The organism is Pelomonas sp. Root405 (genome assembly GCF_001425165.1).
In the GTDB taxonomy this organism is placed as follows: Bacteria; Pseudomonadota; Gammaproteobacteria; order Burkholderiales; family Burkholderiaceae_C; genus Pelomonas.
Genome location: NZ_LMDU01000017.1, coordinates 138144 through 154203, shown reverse-complemented (window position 1 = coordinate 154203; position 16060 = coordinate 138144). Strand labels below are relative to the sequence as shown.

13 protein-coding genes are annotated in these 16060 nt (G+C 67.0%); 10 read left to right on the top strand and 3 right to left on the bottom strand.

The genetic code is table 11. The features are described from left to right. The first annotated feature begins 312 nt into the window (after nucleotides 1–312). The 10 genes from lepA to acpS all read left to right on the top strand — a co-directional run bounded on the left by lepA (nucleotide 313) and on the right by acpS (nucleotide 9280). Entirely contained in the window at nucleotides 313–2121 is a 1809-nt protein-coding gene (lepA, locus tag ASC81_RS25065) for a translation elongation factor 4 (RefSeq protein ID WP_056273762.1), read from the top strand. A 40-nt stretch (nucleotides 2122–2161) separates the two neighbouring features. Next, nucleotides 2162–3139 carry a signal peptidase I gene (gene lepB, locus ASC81_RS25060; RefSeq protein ID WP_056273759.1) on the top strand — a complete coding sequence of 326 codons (978 nt, stop codon included), beginning with the start codon at nucleotides 2162–2164 and terminating at the stop codon, nucleotides 3137–3139. A gap of 71 nt (nucleotides 3140–3210) precedes the next feature. Next, entirely contained in the window at nucleotides 3211–3534 is a 324-nt protein-coding gene (locus ASC81_RS25055) for a DUF4845 domain-containing protein (RefSeq protein WP_235533780.1), read from the top strand. Nucleotides 3535–3559: 25 nt separating this feature from the next. Continuing rightward, nucleotides 3560–4264: a ribonuclease III gene (gene rnc / locus ASC81_RS25050; RefSeq protein ID WP_056273753.1), complete on the top strand. Its 705-nt coding sequence runs from the start codon at nucleotides 3560–3562 to the stop codon at nucleotides 4262–4264. Next, nucleotides 4261–5178, top strand: a complete 918-nt coding sequence (gene era, locus ASC81_RS25045; RefSeq protein WP_056273750.1) for a GTPase Era — start codon at nucleotides 4261–4263, stop codon at nucleotides 5176–5178. The genes rnc and era overlap by 4 nt, the downstream gene beginning before the upstream one ends. Before the next feature lie 34 nt (nucleotides 5179–5212). Further along, on the top strand, nucleotides 5213–5965 hold the full coding sequence (gene recO, locus ASC81_RS25040) for a DNA repair protein RecO (RefSeq protein WP_056273748.1): 753 nt from the start codon (nucleotides 5213–5215) through the stop codon (nucleotides 5963–5965). A 126-nt stretch (nucleotides 5966–6091) separates the two neighbouring features. After that, nucleotides 6092–7543, top strand: a complete 1452-nt coding sequence (locus ASC81_RS25035; RefSeq protein WP_056273745.1) for a hypothetical protein — start codon at nucleotides 6092–6094, stop codon at nucleotides 7541–7543. Then, nucleotides 7530–8051: a hypothetical protein gene (locus ASC81_RS25030; RefSeq protein ID WP_156392423.1), complete on the top strand. Its 522-nt coding sequence runs from the start codon at nucleotides 7530–7532 to the stop codon at nucleotides 8049–8051. The genes ASC81_RS25035 and ASC81_RS25030 overlap by 14 nt, the downstream gene beginning before the upstream one ends. A 48-nt stretch (nucleotides 8052–8099) precedes the next feature. Beyond that, nucleotides 8100–8870: a pyridoxine 5'-phosphate synthase gene (locus ASC81_RS25025; protein ID WP_056273740.1), complete on the top strand. Its 771-nt coding sequence runs from the start codon at nucleotides 8100–8102 to the stop codon at nucleotides 8868–8870. Next, a complete protein-coding gene (acpS, locus tag ASC81_RS25020; RefSeq protein ID WP_056273738.1) occupies nucleotides 8867–9280 on the top strand; it encodes a holo-ACP synthase in 414 nt (137 codons plus the stop codon). The genes ASC81_RS25025 and acpS overlap by 4 nt, the downstream gene beginning before the upstream one ends. Here acpS and ASC81_RS25015 read toward each other — a convergent pair. The 3 genes from ASC81_RS25015 to ASC81_RS25005 all read right to left on the bottom strand — a co-directional run bounded on the left by ASC81_RS25015 (nucleotide 9268) and on the right by ASC81_RS25005 (nucleotide 15677). Further along, nucleotides 9268–10944 (bottom strand): hypothetical protein, encoded by a 1677-nt coding sequence (locus ASC81_RS25015; RefSeq protein ID WP_156392422.1) that lies wholly within the window; start codon nucleotides 10942–10944, stop codon nucleotides 9268–9270. The two genes, acpS and ASC81_RS25015, sit on opposite strands and share 13 nt — an antisense overlap. Before the next feature lie 119 nt (nucleotides 10945–11063). After that, entirely contained in the window at nucleotides 11064–12593 is a 1530-nt protein-coding gene (locus ASC81_RS25010; RefSeq protein ID WP_056273732.1) for an oligopeptide:H+ symporter, read from the bottom strand. Between the two features lie 96 nt (nucleotides 12594–12689). After that, nucleotides 12690–15677, bottom strand: a complete 2988-nt coding sequence (locus ASC81_RS25005) for an Rne/Rng family ribonuclease (protein WP_056273728.1) — start codon at nucleotides 15675–15677, stop codon at nucleotides 12690–12692. Nucleotides 15678–16060: the final 383 nt, after the last annotated feature.

Here is a 16060-nt window from a genome sequence, read left to right as displayed (position 1 = left end):
TGGCGGACCTGATTTGATCCACAGGTGATCCACAAGAACTTGTGGATAAGCTGTGGTTAAAGTTCTTGTTGGCAGCCTGCAACGGCCGGAAAACCAATGCTGGTGCGGTTTCCCGGCCGGGCCTTTTGACTACAATGAAGGCCCAACAAGCAGTTGCCATACCTTTTGTTGGAAGGCACGTCGCCTCTTCGACGTGCCTTTTTTTTATGTTCGGCACGGCGCCTTTTGCGCCTTCACATCGCTGCGCGATATGAGCCTTCCATGCAACGGCTCGCGCCGTTGAAGCTTCCGGCCTCGCGCGCTGCAGACTCCATGAATCACATCCGCAACTTCTCCATCATTGCCCACATCGACCACGGCAAGAGCACGTTGGCCGACCGCATCATTCAGCGCTGCGGGGGTTTGAGCGACCGCGAGATGGAAGCGCAGGTTCTGGACTCGATGGACCTTGAGCGCGAGCGAGGCATCACGATCAAGGCGCAGACCGCCGCGCTTCAGTACAAGGCCAAAGACGGCCAGATCTACAACCTCAACCTCATCGACACGCCCGGCCATGTGGACTTCTCTTATGAAGTCAGCCGGTCACTGTCGGCCTGCGAAGGCGCCCTGCTCGTCGTCGACGCCAGTCAGGGTGTGGAAGCCCAGACCGTGGCCAATTGCTACACGGCGCTGGACCTTGGCGTTCTGGTCGTGCCGGTGCTCAACAAGATGGACCTGGCGTCGGCCGACCCCGACAACGCCAAGGCCGAGATCGAGGACGTCATCGGCATCGACGCCGACGATGCCATCCCCTGTTCGGCCAAGACCGGCATGGGCATCGACGAGATCATCGAGGCGGTCATCGCCCGCATGCCGGCGCCTCGCGGCAACCCCGACGGCGCACCGCGCGCGATGATCATCGACGCTTGGTTCGACAACTACGTCGGCGTCGTCATGCTGGTGCGCGTGGTGGATGGTGAGCTCAAGAAGGGCGAGCGCATCCGCATGATGAACACCAACACCGTCTATCCGGTAGAGCACATGGGCGTCTTCACGCCCAAGAGCGAGAACCGCGATGCCCTGAAGGCCGGCGAAGTGGGCTTCATCATTTGCGGCATCAAGGAACTGGCCGCAGCGAAGGTCGGCGACACGGTCACGCTTGAAAAGAAGCTGCCCAACAATGCCGGCCCGGCCACGGAGGCGCTGCCCGGCTTCAAGGAGATCCAGCCGCAGGTCTTCGCAGGGCTGTACCCGACCGAGGCGAGCGAGTACGACCAGCTGCGCGACGCGCTGGAGAAGCTCAGCCTGAACGACTCCTCGCTGCGCTACGAACCGGAAGTGAGCCAGGCGCTCGGCTTCGGCTTCCGCTGCGGCTTCCTGGGCCTGCTGCACATGGAGATCGTGCAGGAGCGCCTGGAGCGCGAGTTCGACCAGGACCTCGTCACCACCGCGCCCAGCGTCATCTACGAGGTGGAGCTGAACACCGGCGAGGTCATCCAGGTCGAGAACCCGTCCAAGATGCCCGAGATCGGCGCCATGCGGGAGATCCGCGAGCCCATCGTCACGGTGCACCTCTACATGCCGCAGGACTATGTCGGTGTCGTCATGACGCTGGCCAACCAGAAGCGTGGCGTGCAGCTCAACATGGCCTATCACGGCAAGCAGGTCATGCTGACCTATGAGATCCCGCTGGCCGAGATCGTGCTGGACTTCTTCGACAAGCTCAAGAGCGCCTCGCGCGGCTATGCCTCCATGGACTACGAGTTCAAGGAATACCGCGCGGCCGACGTCGTCAAGGTGGACATCATGATCAACGGCGAGAAGGTCGACCCGCTGTCGATGATCGTGCACCGCAGCCAGAGCCAGTACCGTGGCCGCGGCGTGGCCGCCAAGATGCGCGAGCAGATCCCGCGCCAGATGTATGACGTGGCCATCCAGGCGGCCATCGGCGCCAACATCATCGCCCGCGAGAACATCAAGGCGCTGCGCAAGAACGTGCTGGCAAAATGCTATGGCGGTGACATCACCCGCAAGCGCAAGCTGCTCGAAAAGCAGAAGGCCGGCAAGAAGCGCATGAAGCAGATCGGCTCCGTCGAAGTGCCGCAAGAAGCCTTCCTCGCCATCCTGCAGGTCGATGACTGAATCCCCACTGCCCGAATCCTCCGCCTTGAAAACCTCCCTGATGAGCGCTCTGACCGGTGTTTTGTACGCGGCCCTGGTGGCCTATCTGGGCGGCTGGTATATCGGTCGATGGAACGGCAATTTCGCGTTGCTGCTTTTCGTTTTGACCTCGGTCACGCTGTTCTATTGGCTGGCCGAGCGCTTCCATTTCGCACCGGCCCGCCGTGCGGCCGCCGATGCCCTGGCGGCCAGCGACGCCAAGCGCCGCGAAACGCTGGCGGCGCAGGGCATCGCCCGCGTCGATGGGGACATCGAGCCAGCCCGACAGCAGATCCTGCAGCAGCCCTGGTGGCTGGATTGGACCGCCGGCCTCTTCCCGGTGATCCTGGTCGTCTTCTTGCTGCGCAGTTTCCTGTTCGAGCCCTTCAAGATCCCGTCCGGCTCCATGGTGCCGACGCTGCTGGTCGGCGACCTCATCCTCGTCAACAAGTTCCACTACGGCATCCGGCTGCCGGTGATCAACAAGAAGATCGTCGCCAACAACGACGTCAAGCGTGGCGACGTGATGGTCTTCCGTTACCCCGAAGACACCAGCACCGACTTCATCAAGCGCGTGGTTGGCATTCCCGGCGACGAAGTGGCCTATATCAACCAGAAGGTTTATATCAACGGCCAGCCGGCGCCTCTGCAGTCGCTGGGCAACTACTACGACGAGGACGGTCGCGTCTACCGGCAGCGCTTCCTCGAAAAGCTCGGTGAGAAGGAGCACCAGATCCTCGTCCAGCCAGAAGCCCAGCGCTATTTCCGCGCCGACCGTGCCGACGGCCCCTTCCCGTTCAACGAGAACTGCCGCTACACGATTGAAGGCGTGACCTGCAAAGTGCCGGCCGGCCACTACTTCATGCTGGGCGACAACCGTGACAACTCCCGCGATTCCCGCTTCTGGGGCTTCGTGCCCGACGAGAACATCGTCGGCAGGGCCTTCTTGGTGTGGATGAATTTCGGTAACCTCAAGCGCGTCGGCACCTTCTTCGATTGATACAGATGAGCCATTGCACTGCTCGCACCATCCCTGCCGCTTCGCGGCAGCATCAACGCGGTCTCTCGTTGATGGGTCTGCTGTTCTGGGGCTGCGTGATCGCCGTGATGGCTGTCGTCGCCATGAAGGTCTTCCCGACCGTGCTCGAGTACTACACCGTGCAGCGTGTGGTCGACCGCATCGCGGCCGGCAACCCCGCCACGGTGCCGCAGGTGCGCCAGCAGTTCGACACCGCCACCCAGGTCGAGTACTCCATCCAAAGCATCAAGGGCAGCGACCTGACAGTCACCAAGGATGGCAACGACCGTGTCGTCATCGAGTTCGCCTGGGACAAGGAAGTCGACCTGGCCGGGCCGGTCTATCTGCTCATCAAGTACCGAGGCAAGTCTCGTTGACTCCGTTGATGGTGCCGCCGCGACGATGAGCGCTGCGCTGGACGACCTGCAACGCCGCCTGGGGCATCGTTTCCAGCGACCCGAGCTGCTGGCGCGCGCGCTGACCCACCGCAGCTATGGCGCCGACCACAACGAGCGCCTCGAATTCCTTGGCGACGCCGTGCTCAGCCTGGCAGTGTCCAGCCTGCTCTACGAACGCTATGCCGGCTCCGACGAAGGGGACCTGACGCGCGTTCGCGCCCACCTGGTGCGCGAGGAAAGCCTGCACAAGCTGGGCCTCGCGCTGGGCTTGCCGGCGGTGCTGAAGATGTCGGACGGCGAGGCCCGCGGCGGCGGTGCGCAGCGGCCCTCCATCCTGGCCGATGCGGTCGAAGCCGTGCTTGGCGCGGCCTACATCGACGCCGGCTACGACGCGGCCCTGGCCATCCTGCGCCGTTTGCTCGGAGAGACGATCGCCACGGCCTCCAGCGCCGGCGACTTCGCCAAGGACGCCAAGACCGCGTTGCAGGAATGGCTGCAGGCTCGCCGCATCGCCGTACCAAGCTACCGTATCGTCGCCACGCGCGGCCAGGCTCACGCGCAGACCTTCGAAGTCGAATGCGCGGTGCCTGCGCTGGACGTGGCCGCATTGGGCGAAGGTCGCTCCCGCCGCACCGCCGAGCAGGAGGCAGCCCGCCGCCTGCTTGATCGCCTTCAGGACCGATTGACCGCCGAACGAGGCAAACCATGACCACCGACGCTGTTCCCCCCGCCGCCGAAGGCCCACCGCAGCGCTGTGGCCTCATTGCCATCGTCGGCCGGCCCAATGTCGGCAAGTCGACACTGCTCAACGCCCTCGTTGGCCAGAAAGTCAGCATCACCTCCGACAAGGCGCAGACCACGCGACACCGCATCACCGGTGTGCGCACCGTGGAGGAGGCGCAGTTCGTCTTCGTCGACACCCCGGGCTTTCAGACCAAGCACAACGCCGCGCTCAACCGCACGCTGAACCGCACCGTGCACGGCGTGCTGGGCGACGTGGACCTGGTGCTCTTTGTCGTCGAGGCGGGCCGCTTCGGCCTGGACGACGCCAAGGTGCTGGGCCTGCTGCCCGAGGACAAGCCGGTCGTGCTGATCGCCAACAAGCTCGACGCCGTGCACCGCCGCGCCGAGCTGGCGCCCTGGCTCAAGGGCATGCAGGAGCGCCGCAACTTCACCGAGTTCGTGCCGCTGTCGGCCAAGAAGGAGGGCGATGTGACACGCCTCTTCAAGATCCTCAAGCCCTACCTGCCCGAGCAGGGCTGGTTCTATGCCGAGGACGCGTTGACCGACCGCAGCGAGAAGTTCCTCGCCAGCGAAATCATCCGCGAGAAGCTCTTCCGACTGACCGGCGACGAGCTGCCTTACACCTCCACCGTCGTCATCGACAAATGGGAAGAGGAGGGCGAGCTGCGCCGCATCAGCGCCAGCATCGTCGTCGAGCGCGATGCCCACAAGGGCATGATCATCGGCCAGGGCGGCGAGCGTCTGAAGCGCATCGGCTCGGAGTCGCGTCAGGAGCTGGAGCACCTGATGGACGGCCGGGTCTTCCTGGAGCTGTGGGTCAAGGTGCGCTCCGGCTGGGCGGACACAGAAGAGCATCTGCGCAGCTACGGCTACGAGTGATCGACCAGTTGGGCTTGTTCCCTGAGCGGCAGGCATGAGGCTGACGAGACCGCCCGCGGTCCAGCCCGCCTACGTGCTGCACCAGCACGACTGGAGCGAGTCCAGTCTCATCCTTGACCTGTTCACCCGGGAGTCCGGCCGCGTGGCTGTGGCGGCCAAGGGCGCCAAGCGCCCTTATTCGCAGTTGCGAGCGGTGCTGCTGCCGCTGCAGCGCATCTCGGTCAGCCTCAGCAAGCCCGCCAAGGCCGACGGTGGTGAGGTGCAGACGTTGCGAAGCGCAGAATGGGGTGGCGGTGCCACGCTGCCCAGCGGTGCCGCTCTGTTTTCGGGTTATTACCTGAACGAATTGCTGCTCAAGCTGCTGGCTCGCCACGACCCGCATCCCCAGCTCTTCGATGCCTATGCCGATGCGCTGGCCCACCTGGCTGAAGGCGACGCGGCGCTGCGCGCCTTCGAGCTCAAGCTGCTGGCCGAGCTGGGCCTGCTGCCCGACCTCAGCGTCGTCACCCCCACCCAGGCGAGCGTCGACCCGGCGCGGCGCTACCAGCTCTCGCCCGAGTCCGGGCTCATCCCGCCGACCGGTGATGCCAGCCTGCCCGGCGCCCTGCTGATCCAGTTGCAAGCCGCCCTGCTGCACGGCAGCCCGGCAGCGTTGCGCCACGCCTGCTTGAGCGACCAGCCCAGCCTGAAGACGACGCTGCGCGGTCTGCTTCACTTCCACCTCGGCCACCAGCCGCTGCGCACGCGCGCGCTGATGGTCGATGTGCAGCAACTGCTCGACAGCTGAGCAGGCCGAACGGACCATGGCTAGGGTCGGCCCCAGCTAGGGTTGCGTCGCGACTAGGGCCAGACGCAGCTTTCGGCCATCTGAGCTGCTGCGAACAATGGGCGGATCCCACCCCGAAAGCGCCCCATGCCGCCGAACACCGTCGATACCGCCGTCAGCAACATCCGCCAGCAGATGGACACCTCCGGCTGGATCAACCCGATCACCAACGGCGAAATCCAGACGGTGAAGTCCATCCTGTCCAACCTCAACGCGGCCGACACCCGTGCGGTGGTCGGCAAGCTGAGCGCCGACGAGCTGCGCCAGATCGCCGACGAGATGAACGATGACTCGTGGTTCGGCAATGGCGGGCTGAGCCAGGGCGAGCGCCGGGACTTCTTCAACGAGATGGCGCGCGACCTCGGCGGCGCAGAGCTGGCCAAGCTGTCGCAGGCCTTCGACCGCACCACAGGGCGCCAGACATCGCGCGACCGCCTGCTCGCTGACGACAACATCACCGCGCTCGGCGCCGCTGTCGGCCAGCATGGCAGCAACCAGACCAAGCTGGACTTCATCGGCCAGCTGGCCGGCGCCTCGACCGATCAGTCGTCCATCGAAACGATGCAGGAGTCGCGTCTGCACGACCCGCAGGCACGCGCCATCGCCGAAGTCATCGGCAGCATGGGCAACAGCCCCGCCACCGCTCAGCAGGCGCTGCAGAGCCTGCAGCCCGAGCAGCGCCAGGCGGTGCTGAAGGCGGCCACCAACGAGGTCCTCCGGGTGGGGGGCGCCATGGGCGGCTCGGGTGCCGTGCTCACCGACACCAAGCCGCTGGAGCAACTGCTCAAGGTCGCCAGCGGCATCGGCGACGCCGACACCAAGGCCCGTGTCTTCGCCGACGCGGCGTCCGTGATGACCGACCTCGCCGGCCGCGGCCGTCCCGAGGCCGCCGAGAACGTGCGGCGCGCCATGGGCCAACTCATCCTCAGCGACACCAACGGCGTGATGCGCGAACTGGCCGCCAATCGCGAGACGGCCAATGGCTCGGCGCTGGCTTCCTACGCCAAGGCCTCGCTGAACGCCGAGGACTTCAACGCCCTCGGCGAAATCCAGGCGCAGATCTCGCTTGGCAATGCCAAGAACGAGAACCCCGTCGCGCGCTTCGAGGCACAGGTGCAGGCGCCCGGCGGCGGCCAGCGCTTCGTCAATGCGGAGACGGCCGGCTACTACGCGGGCGCCGTGAGCGCGGCGGTCAAGGACATCACCCAGGACGCCAAGGAGCAGGGCGACCTGATCAACGCCACGCTGAAGAGCGTGCTCACCATCGTCGACAAGACCGCCGGCCGTGCCCATCCAGCGGTCGGCATCGGCGCCTCGGTGCTGAAGGAATGGACGCAGTTTGGCGTCAAGGCGGCCATGGACGCGAAGATCAGCGGCCAGGTGAGCGCCGACGACAAGCTGTTCTGGGCCTTGGTGCCCAGCGTCGCTTCGCGTACGCTGCCGAACGGTCGCCCTGACCTGGAGCAGGCTGCCAGCAGTGGCGCCGGCTCGGCTTTCAACGGCACCTGGATCGTCACCCGCGAACATGCCAAGCCATGACACCGACTCCGTCGCCCATCCCGCCCATCCCACCCGTCGCGCCCACCTGCTTACGGGCGCCAGCCTGCTCTTGGCTGGTCTGCCAATGATCAGCGGCATGGCCATCGCCGCGCCCGCCATCGCCTTGCCGGCGCCGCTCCCCGGTGCCCAGGCGGTGGACTGGGACCATTTTGGCGAGCCTTCGCTGTCCACGGCGCGCCGCGCCAACGTGGCGGCGAGCCGCGCGCTGCAGGCGCCTGGCGCTGCCTCGGCGGTGGACACCCGGCTCTATCGCCTCCCGGGTGATGTCGGCTGGGAGCAGCTGCTCGATCACTACAAACAGAGCGCTGGTCCGCATTGGCGACCTGAGACCGGCGCTGCCGGTGTCGACACCGCCAATCCGGCCCGGCAGCAGCGCTTCACGGCGGCCGAGGACGCCGGCCAGCGCTTCGCCGTGGTCTGGCTGCCGGCCGCCGGCGAGGTGCGCGACGGCCTGCTGATGGTGCTGCGCACGGTCCCGGCGCGCTGACCCCGCACAGGCCGCGCGGGCGGGCCGGCTCCACTACGATGCCGGCCCATGAATCCCTTCGCCCACGCCGGCGCCCGCTGCGCCCTGTCGGTCAACGTCAACAAGGTCGCGCTGCTACGCAACACGCGCCACCTCGGCATCCCCAGCGTGCTGCGTGCCGCCGAGCAATGCCTGCTGGCCGGCGCCCACGGCATCACGGTGCATCCGCGGCCTGATGCGCGCCACATCCGCGCCAGCGATGTCGACGACCTCGCCGCCTTCCTGAAGGACTGGCCCCAGGCCGAGTTCAACATCGAAGGCAACCCGACGCAGAACCTGATGGACTTCGTACGTCGACACCGACCGCAGCAGGTCACCTTCGTGCCGGATTCCGAAGAGCAGTTCACGTCTGACCACGGTTGGACGCTGCCGGCCGATGCCGAGCGTCTGCGACCGCTGATCCAGGAGGCCCGGGATCTCGGCGTGCGCGTCAGTCTTTTCATGGACCCGAATCCGGCCGCGATGGCTGCCGTGGCCGAGCTGGGCGCTGAGCGCATCGAGCTCTACACCGAGACCTTCGCCAGTGCCTTTGGTACGCCGAACGGCGATGCGGTGCTGGCCGGCTTCACGGCCACGGCGGAGGCTGCGCTGAAGGTCGGCCTCGGCATCAACGCTGGTCACGACCTCAACCGCGACAACCTGACGGTCTTTCTGAGCGCAGTGCCCGGCGTCCAAGAGGTGTCCATCGGCCACGCGCTGATCGCCGATGCGCTGGAGCTGGGCTATGCCGAGACCGTGCGCGGCTATCTGCGCGCCATCGCTGGCGCCTATAACCAGTGATCTACGGCATCGGCACCGACGTCTGCGACATCCGCCGCATCCGCGAGACGCTGGCGCGGCGCGGTGAGCGCTTTGCGGAGAAGGTGTTGGGCCCGCATGAGCTGGCCGTGTTCCGTGAGCGCCGCGGCAAGGTCGAGGCGCGGGGCGTGGCCTACCTCGCGACGCGCTTCGCCGCCAAGGAGGCGTTCTCTAAAGCGATTGGCATGGGCATGCGCATGCCCATGACCTGGCGGGCCATGGAGGTCGTCAAGGCTGCCAGCGGCAAGCCCGAGGTGGCATTGCATGGTGAGCTGGCCGACTGGTTCGTCTCGCGGGGCTTGAGCGCCCATGTGACGGTCAGTGACGAGCAGGACTACGCGGTCGCCTTTGTCGTCGTCGAGCGTATTGCCGGGGCAGCTCAACGCGTCTGAAACACCAAACGCTCGGCCAATTCCCGCCGCGCGGGTGGCTGGGCGGGCAGGCGGTCCAGCGTTGCGATCACCGGCTCACACGACGCGCCCGCAGCGGTGTTGGTCGTGTCCGGCGCATCGGCCCACATTCGGGCCAGCATGCCAAGGGCGTTCGCCCCGACGGTGCGACTCAGCACCTCAACCTCGATGGCGCTGGGTGGACGGGGTAGCCAACGCGGCGGTGCGCCGTTGGCGGCGTCGAGCAGCCACTGGGCCTCGCGCACCTGAAGAGCCAGTGGCAGCTGCTGGCGTGCACTCAGCAGGCCGTCCAGCAGGTCGCGGCAGGGCGGCCGCGTGCCGGGCTTGGCCGGCGTGCGCAGCGCTTTCACCTGGTCGGCGACAAGCTGTACATAGCGCCGGCGCAAGATCGGGTCGCTGCCGTTGACGAGGGCCGGCATCTGCTGGGCCAGCGCTGGCAGTGCGGCGGCCTGCACGTCCTCATCGGCGGCGCCTGCCGAGCGGGCGGCCAACATGCGCTGGGCAACCGCCTCAACGGTGCCCGCATTGCGCCGCGCCAGCGCCTCCCATACCGGGTGCATGCGCAGCGCATCATCGAAATCGGCCAGGCCGGCATTCGCCGCCGGCAACGGGATGGCCAGCGTCTGCGGCGATGGCGCGATCAGCGAATACGCCAGCAGGTCCGCGCGAGGCGCAAACCACATGCTGCGCGACGGCGTGTCCAGGGTCTTGTCGATCATGACCTGCGGCAGGCCGAGTTCGCGATAGGTCTTGGCCAGCTCCTGATTGGCCAGCTCCTCGAACACCGGGTTGTAGGTGCCGGTGGACGCGCGGTGAAAGCCAAGCTGACCCGTGGGCGCCAGCTGGCGCGGGCTGCCGGCCAGGAAGACCAGGGTGCAGGCGCTGGCGCAGGTGCCGACGGCGCGGGCCTCGTGCCGGTGCTCCTTCAAGGCGCTCGCCATGCGCTCGGCCTCACGCACGCGGCCGCCGGGTGATGACAGCTCCACACGCTTGAGCCCACGTGCCGCCTCGCTGCCCAACATCGCTTTCAGGCGCTCGCCGTCGCCCATGCCGATGACGCCGTCCAGCCGCAGGCTGCGGCCGTCGGCCGACAAGCTCATCTTGGCGTGGCCGATGGGGTCGATGCCGCGCGCCATCTGCCAGTATTCGCCGACCTCGGGCAAGAAGCCGAACAACGTGAACAGCAGCAGGTGCAGCACACCCAGGGCGAGCGTGATGCGCGCCAGCCAGCCCCACAGCAGCGAGCCGCTTTCGCGCAGGTAGTTCGTCGCGGCGCGCCATGCGCCGACCTTGCACCACGCGTCCAGCGCCAGCAGCAGCGGCATGCCCAGCAGCAGCACGATGGCGCTGACCTGCAATGAGTCGCCCTTGACGCTGATCCAGCTCATCACGCCTGCCAGCGCCATCGACAGCGGCACCGCGATCAGGAAGTTGTTGACCCAATAGCTTCGAGGCAGGCTCTGCTCGCCCCGCCAGTGCCGCTTGAAATAACTCCCGGTGGCGACTTGGACAACGCGCGGGCGGCGGCTTGGCGCTGGCCGTGGCCGGTGCGAGGCTTGCTGCCAGGCCGCCGGTGGCGCCTGGGTGGGTGGCCGCGGCCCGTCAGCAGCCGCCGACGTGGGATCGATGTAGGGACGCTCAGTCACGCGAATGCCGTCAAGAAGATGCCGCCGATCAGGCCACCGGGCGGCATCGTAGATCGCGGCGGGCAGGGCGCGCCTCAGCGGGCGAAGGTAATTTCACCCTTGCAGCGTCAGCCGTGACATCAGCCGCGGTAATTGTTCTGCATCGGGTAGCGCCGCGCCACCAGCGCGAACAGCGCGGCGGCCACCAGCGCGAAGCCGGCGAAGAAGAACATCAGGCAGGCCGTCTCGCTGTAGCCTGTGGACTGGATCGCGGCCAGCGCCGCCGGGCTCTTGATGCTGACGTTGGACAGCAGCACCCACAGGTTGCCCACCGTCACCGACAGGCTCCAGAAGCTCATGATGGTGCCCTTCATCGTCAGCGGCGCCTGGCTGTAAGCGAACTCCAGGCCGGTGGCCGAGACGAGCACCTCGCCCAGGGTGAGCAGCGCATAGGGCAGTACCTGCCAGACGATGCTCACCGCCGAGCCCTCGTCCAGCCACAGCTGCAGCACACCGGCCGCGATCCAGGCAAAGCCCGCCAGTGCGATGCCAGCGCCCATGCGGCGCAGCGGCGTCACGCGCAAGCCCATGCGCTCCAGCAGCGGGTAGAGCACGAGGTTGTTGACGGGGATGAGGATCATCACCAGCAGCGGGTTCAGCGCCTGCATCATGGACGACTGGAACCATTCGGGCTTGCTCATCTGGTCGGCCTGCAGGACCCAGGTCGAGGCCTTCTGATCGAACAGCGACCAGAACGGCGTGACCAGCGCGAACAGCACCAGCACGCGCAGCACCGAACGCACGCCGTCCACGGCCTCATCGGGATGGATGCCGCGCGCACGGTGCAGTTGCAGTGACGCGCCGACACCGCCGAAGCCCATCACCAGCACCAGCGCCAGGCAGACGGCCGCGACGATGCCGAGGCTGCCGATCTGGCTCAGGCTGAAAGCCGCCAGCAGCAGGCCCAGAGCCGCGACGCCCATGCCCAGCCCACCGGCCTTCAGCGCCGTCCACACCACCCACATGAAGCTGTGCGGGTTGGCGCCGCGCGGCGGCTGGTGCACATACTTCTTGCGGCCGCTCCAAAGGATCACGGTGGCCAGCAGCATCAGCAGGCCCGGCAGGCCGAAGGCGACGCTGGCGCCATAGTGCTTCAGCACAACCGGCATCAGTAGCGACGCAAAGAAGCTGCCGAAGTTGATGATCCAGTAGAAGGCGTCGTAGACCTTTTGCGCCAACGTGCGGTTGCTCTTGTCGAACTGGTCGCCCACAAAGCTGGTGACCAGCGGCTTGATGCCGCCTGAGCCGAGCGAGATCAGGAAGAGGCCGAAGTAGAAGCCCTTGAGGTTGTTCTCGAAGATCGCCAGGCAGGCGTGTCCGGCGCAATAAATGACGCTGAACCAGAAGATGGTCGGGTACTTGCCGAAGAAGCGGTCGGCCAGCCAGCCGCCCAGCAGCGGGAAGAAGTAGACGCCAATGACGAAGGTGTGGAACACCTCCTTGGCCTCGGCCTTGCGAAGGTCCTCGGGGATGGCCAGCAGCAGGCTGGTCATCATGAAGACCGTCAGGATGTTGCGCATGCCGTAGAAGCTGAAGCGCTCGCATCCCTCGTTGCCGATGATGTAGGGGATCTGAGGCGGCATCTTGGCCGCGGTCGTGGTCGTCGTCATGAAAGCCTCGTGGTCGTGGGGCTCAAGAGAAAACGCCGCGCGGCTTTTGGCCGGCGGCGTTCATGGGGAAGATCAAAAGCTGTAGATCAGGCTTTGTCAGGCTTCAAACGGCAGCTTCACCTGGCTCAAGTCCTTGCGGGTCTCGACCAGCACCAGCGGGCCCTCGTCGACGCTGACCACAGCCGCCGGCTCGCGGCCCGGCGCGGTGGGCGCGGGCTCGGCAGCAATGGCGGCCTGAGCGGCGGCAATCTTGTCGGCGTCCGAGTTGACCCACTGAAGGCCTGCGCCCTCGGCGATGGCTTGCAACTGATCCATCGGCAGCTTGAACGCTTCAACCACGGGCGCCGGGGCGGCGACTGGAGCGGGTGCGGGTGCAGTTGCAACCGGTGCCGGTGCAACTGGGACCGGTGCCGGCGCAGGCGCAGCACTGCCAGCCATGGCGTTCTCAATCAGCGAGCTCTGCAGCGGCGCAGTGTCGGCGGCAACGGCAGCTTCCTCGCTGGCCGGGGCGTCCTGGCCGTCGACAGCGCCTTCCTCGCGGCGATTGCGGTTGCGATTGCGGCCACCACGGCGGCTTCTCTCACGACCCTGGCCTTCGCCGCTGTCGTCGCCTTCGACTTGCGGTGCGGTTTCGGGGGCGATGTCGGCAACGCTCGCGGTGGTTTCAGCCGGCGTTTCGGCGCCTGCTTCCGCACCCACTTCGGCGCCACCGTCGGCACCGGCCTGGTCCTCACGGTCACGGCCACCACGGCGGCGGCGGCGGCCACGGCCCTGGCGCTCTTCACCGGCAGGGGTGTCACCGGTCGGCGGCAGGGCGGCCTCGGCCTGGCTGTCCACGAAAGCCGGCGGCGCGTCGTGGACGGCGGCCAGCTCATCGCTCAAGGGCGCGGCAACCGACATTGCGGCCGTCGTCTCGGTGGCCGGGCGTTCCTGGCGCTCGCCGCGCGGGCGGCGTTCGCCACGTTCAGCACGCTCGCCACGCTCACCACCGCGGTCGTTGCGCTCACCGCGCTCACCGCGCTCACCGCGCTCCGCGCGCTCCGGGCGTTGCTGCTGCTCGGGCTTGTCGCCCGCGGCTTCAGGACGCTTGCTGCGGTCGCCGCGCTCAGCGCGGTCCCCACGTTCGGCGCGCTCGGCACGCGGCTCGCCCGGCTTGCCGTCGCGGCGGCCACCTTGACCACCACCACGCGACTCGCTGCGTTCGCCACGTTCGCCGCGCTCACCACGGCGGCCACCGTCGCGGCGGCCGTCGCGGCCGCCTTCGCGCTTGGGCTTGTCGGTTGCGGCCGGTGCCGCGGCAGGGGCCTGAACAACCGGCGCCGGTGCCGCCTCAGACGTTTCGCCACCGCCGAAGAAGCTCATCAGGCGGCTGAAGAAGCCCTTGGCAGCTGGGGCCGGGGGCGCGACCACCGCGACCGGCGCAGGCGCAGCCACCACGGGGGCGGGCGCCACCGGTGCAGGCACGGGCATGGGCGCGGGCTGCTCGGGCAGGATGCCCTTGATGACCGGCTCTTGCTTGTTCTTCTTCTCGACGTCGCCACGGCGCGTGATGCCGACCTCGTCGGTCGGCTCTTCGATCATCGTGTAGCTGGCCTGGAGGTTCTCCAGGCGCGGATCGTCGTGGCGCAGGCGCTCGAGCTTGTAGTTCGGCGTCTCGAGGTGCTTGTTGGGCACCAGCAGCACGGTCACGCGCTGCTTGAGCTCGATCTTGGTGATCTCGGTGCGCTTCTCGTTGAGCAGGAATGAAGTGACCTCGACCGGCACCTGCACGTGCACGGCGGCGGTGTTGTCCTTCATGGCCTCTTCCTGGACCATGCGCAGGATCTGCAGGGCCGACGACTCGGTGTCGCGGATGTGGCCGGTGCCATTGCAGCGCGGGCAAGTGATGTGGTTGCCCTCGCTGAGCGCCGGACGCAGGCGCTGGCGGCTCATTTCGAGCAGGCCGAACTTGCTGATGGAGGCGAACTGCACGCGGGCGCGGTCGCTGCGCAGCGCGTCACGCAGGCGCTGTTCCACGTCGCGGCGGTTCTTGCTCTCCTCCATGTCGATGAAGTCGACGACGATCAGGCCGCCAAGGTCGCGCAGGCGCATCTGGCGGGCGATCTCGTCGGCCGCTTCGAGGTTGGTGCGGGTGGCGGTTTCCTCGATGTCGGTGCCGCGCGTCGAGCGGGCCGAGTTGACGTCGACAGACACCAGCGCCTCGGTGTGGTCGATGACGATGGCGCCGCCGGACGGTAGGGTCACCGTGCGGCTGTGGGCAGTCTCGATCTGATGCTCGATCTGGAAGCGGCTGAACAGCGGCGCGTCGTCACGGTAGCGCTTCACGCGATGGCCCTGGTCGGGCATCACGTGGTTCATGAACTGGTGGGCCTGCTCGAACAGGTCATCCGTGTCGATCAGGATCTCGCCGATGTCCGCGGTGAAGTAGTCGCGGATCGCGCGGATCACGAGCGACGACTCCTGGTAGATCAGGTAGGCGCCCTTGCCGCCCTTGGCCGCGTCGTCGATCGCGGTCCAGAGCTTGAGCATGTAGTTCAAGTCCCACTGCAGCTCGGGCGCCGACCGGCCGATGCCGGCCGTGCGGGCGATCAGGCTCATGCCCTTGGGGTACTCGAGCTGGTCGAGGTTCTCCTTGAGTTCCTCGCGGTCCTCGCCCTCGATGCGGCGCGACACGCCACCGCCTCGCGGGTTGTTGGGCATCAGCACAAGGTAACGGCCGGCCAGCGACACGAAGGTCGTCAGTGCCGCGCCCTTGTTGCCGCGCTCTTCCTTCTCGACCTGGACCAGCAGTTCCTGGCCTTCCTTGATCGCGTCCTTGATCGTCGCGTTCTTGACGTCGGTACCTTCGCGGAAGAACGAGCGCGAGATTTCCTTGAACGGCAGGAAGCCGTGGCGGTCCTCACCGTAGTCCACGAAACAGGCTTCGAGCGAAGGCTCGACCCGCGTCACGACGGCCTTGTAGATGTTGCCCTTGCGCTGTTCGCGGCCTTCGATCTCGGTCTCGAAGTCCAACAGCTTCTGGCCATCAACGATTGCGAGGCGCCGCTCTTCCGGCTGCGTCGCATTGATCAGCATGCGTTTCATGTCATCTCCTCGCGCGCCGGGCTGGCATCGAGCCGCCGCAAAACGCGCACGTTCATCACGCTGCCAAAGGCAGCATCAAGATGCACGGGCGATGGCTGAGAACCGAGGAAGGAATCGCCCTGGACCGAAAGCGCAGCTGACCGTGAGGGTCAGCCTGCCCTCGGCGTTGGCGCGTGCGCCTCAGCAGCACTCAAGCGAGCCGAGCCGCCGGCTCCCGCGCGCACCCGCCCGGCATGCCTGAAGGCAGGCCGGGGCAGGGCGGCCACGCCGGCATCGAGCCGGGGCCGCAGGGGTGCGTGTGGGGGGAGGGGAATGCTCATCCGCGTGGGCTGCTGGACGCTGGTGACAGCTCGCTCGGCCGTGAGGCCTGAGCGTTCTGTCGC

Excerpts from the sequence above, each read along its gene's own strand:
- lepA (WP_056273762.1), top strand. The coding sequence starts at position 313 with ATGAATCACATCCGCAACTTCTCCATCATTGCCCACATCGACCACGGC.
- lepB (WP_056273759.1), top strand. The coding sequence starts at position 2,162 with ATGAGCGCTCTGACCGGTGTTTTGTACGCGGCCCTGGTGGCCTATCTG.
- ASC81_RS25055 (WP_235533780.1), top strand. The coding sequence starts at position 3,211 with ATGGGTCTGCTGTTCTGGGGCTGCGTGATCGCCGTGATGGCTGTCGTC.
- rnc (WP_056273753.1), top strand. The coding sequence starts at position 3,560 with ATGAGCGCTGCGCTGGACGACCTGCAACGCCGCCTGGGGCATCGTTTC.
- era (WP_056273750.1), top strand. The coding sequence starts at position 4,261 with ATGACCACCGACGCTGTTCCCCCCGCCGCCGAAGGCCCACCGCAGCGC.
- recO (WP_056273748.1), top strand. The coding sequence starts at position 5,213 with ATGAGGCTGACGAGACCGCCCGCGGTCCAGCCCGCCTACGTGCTGCAC.
- ASC81_RS25035 (WP_056273745.1), top strand. The coding sequence starts at position 6,092 with ATGCCGCCGAACACCGTCGATACCGCCGTCAGCAACATCCGCCAGCAG.
- ASC81_RS25030 (WP_156392423.1), top strand. The coding sequence starts at position 7,530 with ATGCCAAGCCATGACACCGACTCCGTCGCCCATCCCGCCCATCCCACC.
- ASC81_RS25025 (WP_056273740.1), top strand. The coding sequence starts at position 8,100 with ATGAATCCCTTCGCCCACGCCGGCGCCCGCTGCGCCCTGTCGGTCAAC.
- ASC81_RS25010 (WP_056273732.1), bottom strand. The coding sequence starts at position 12,593 with ATGACGACGACCACGACCGCGGCCAAGATGCCGCCTCAGATCCCCTAC.
- ASC81_RS25005 (WP_056273728.1), bottom strand. The coding sequence starts at position 15,677 with ATGAAACGCATGCTGATCAATGCGACGCAGCCGGAAGAGCGGCGCCTC.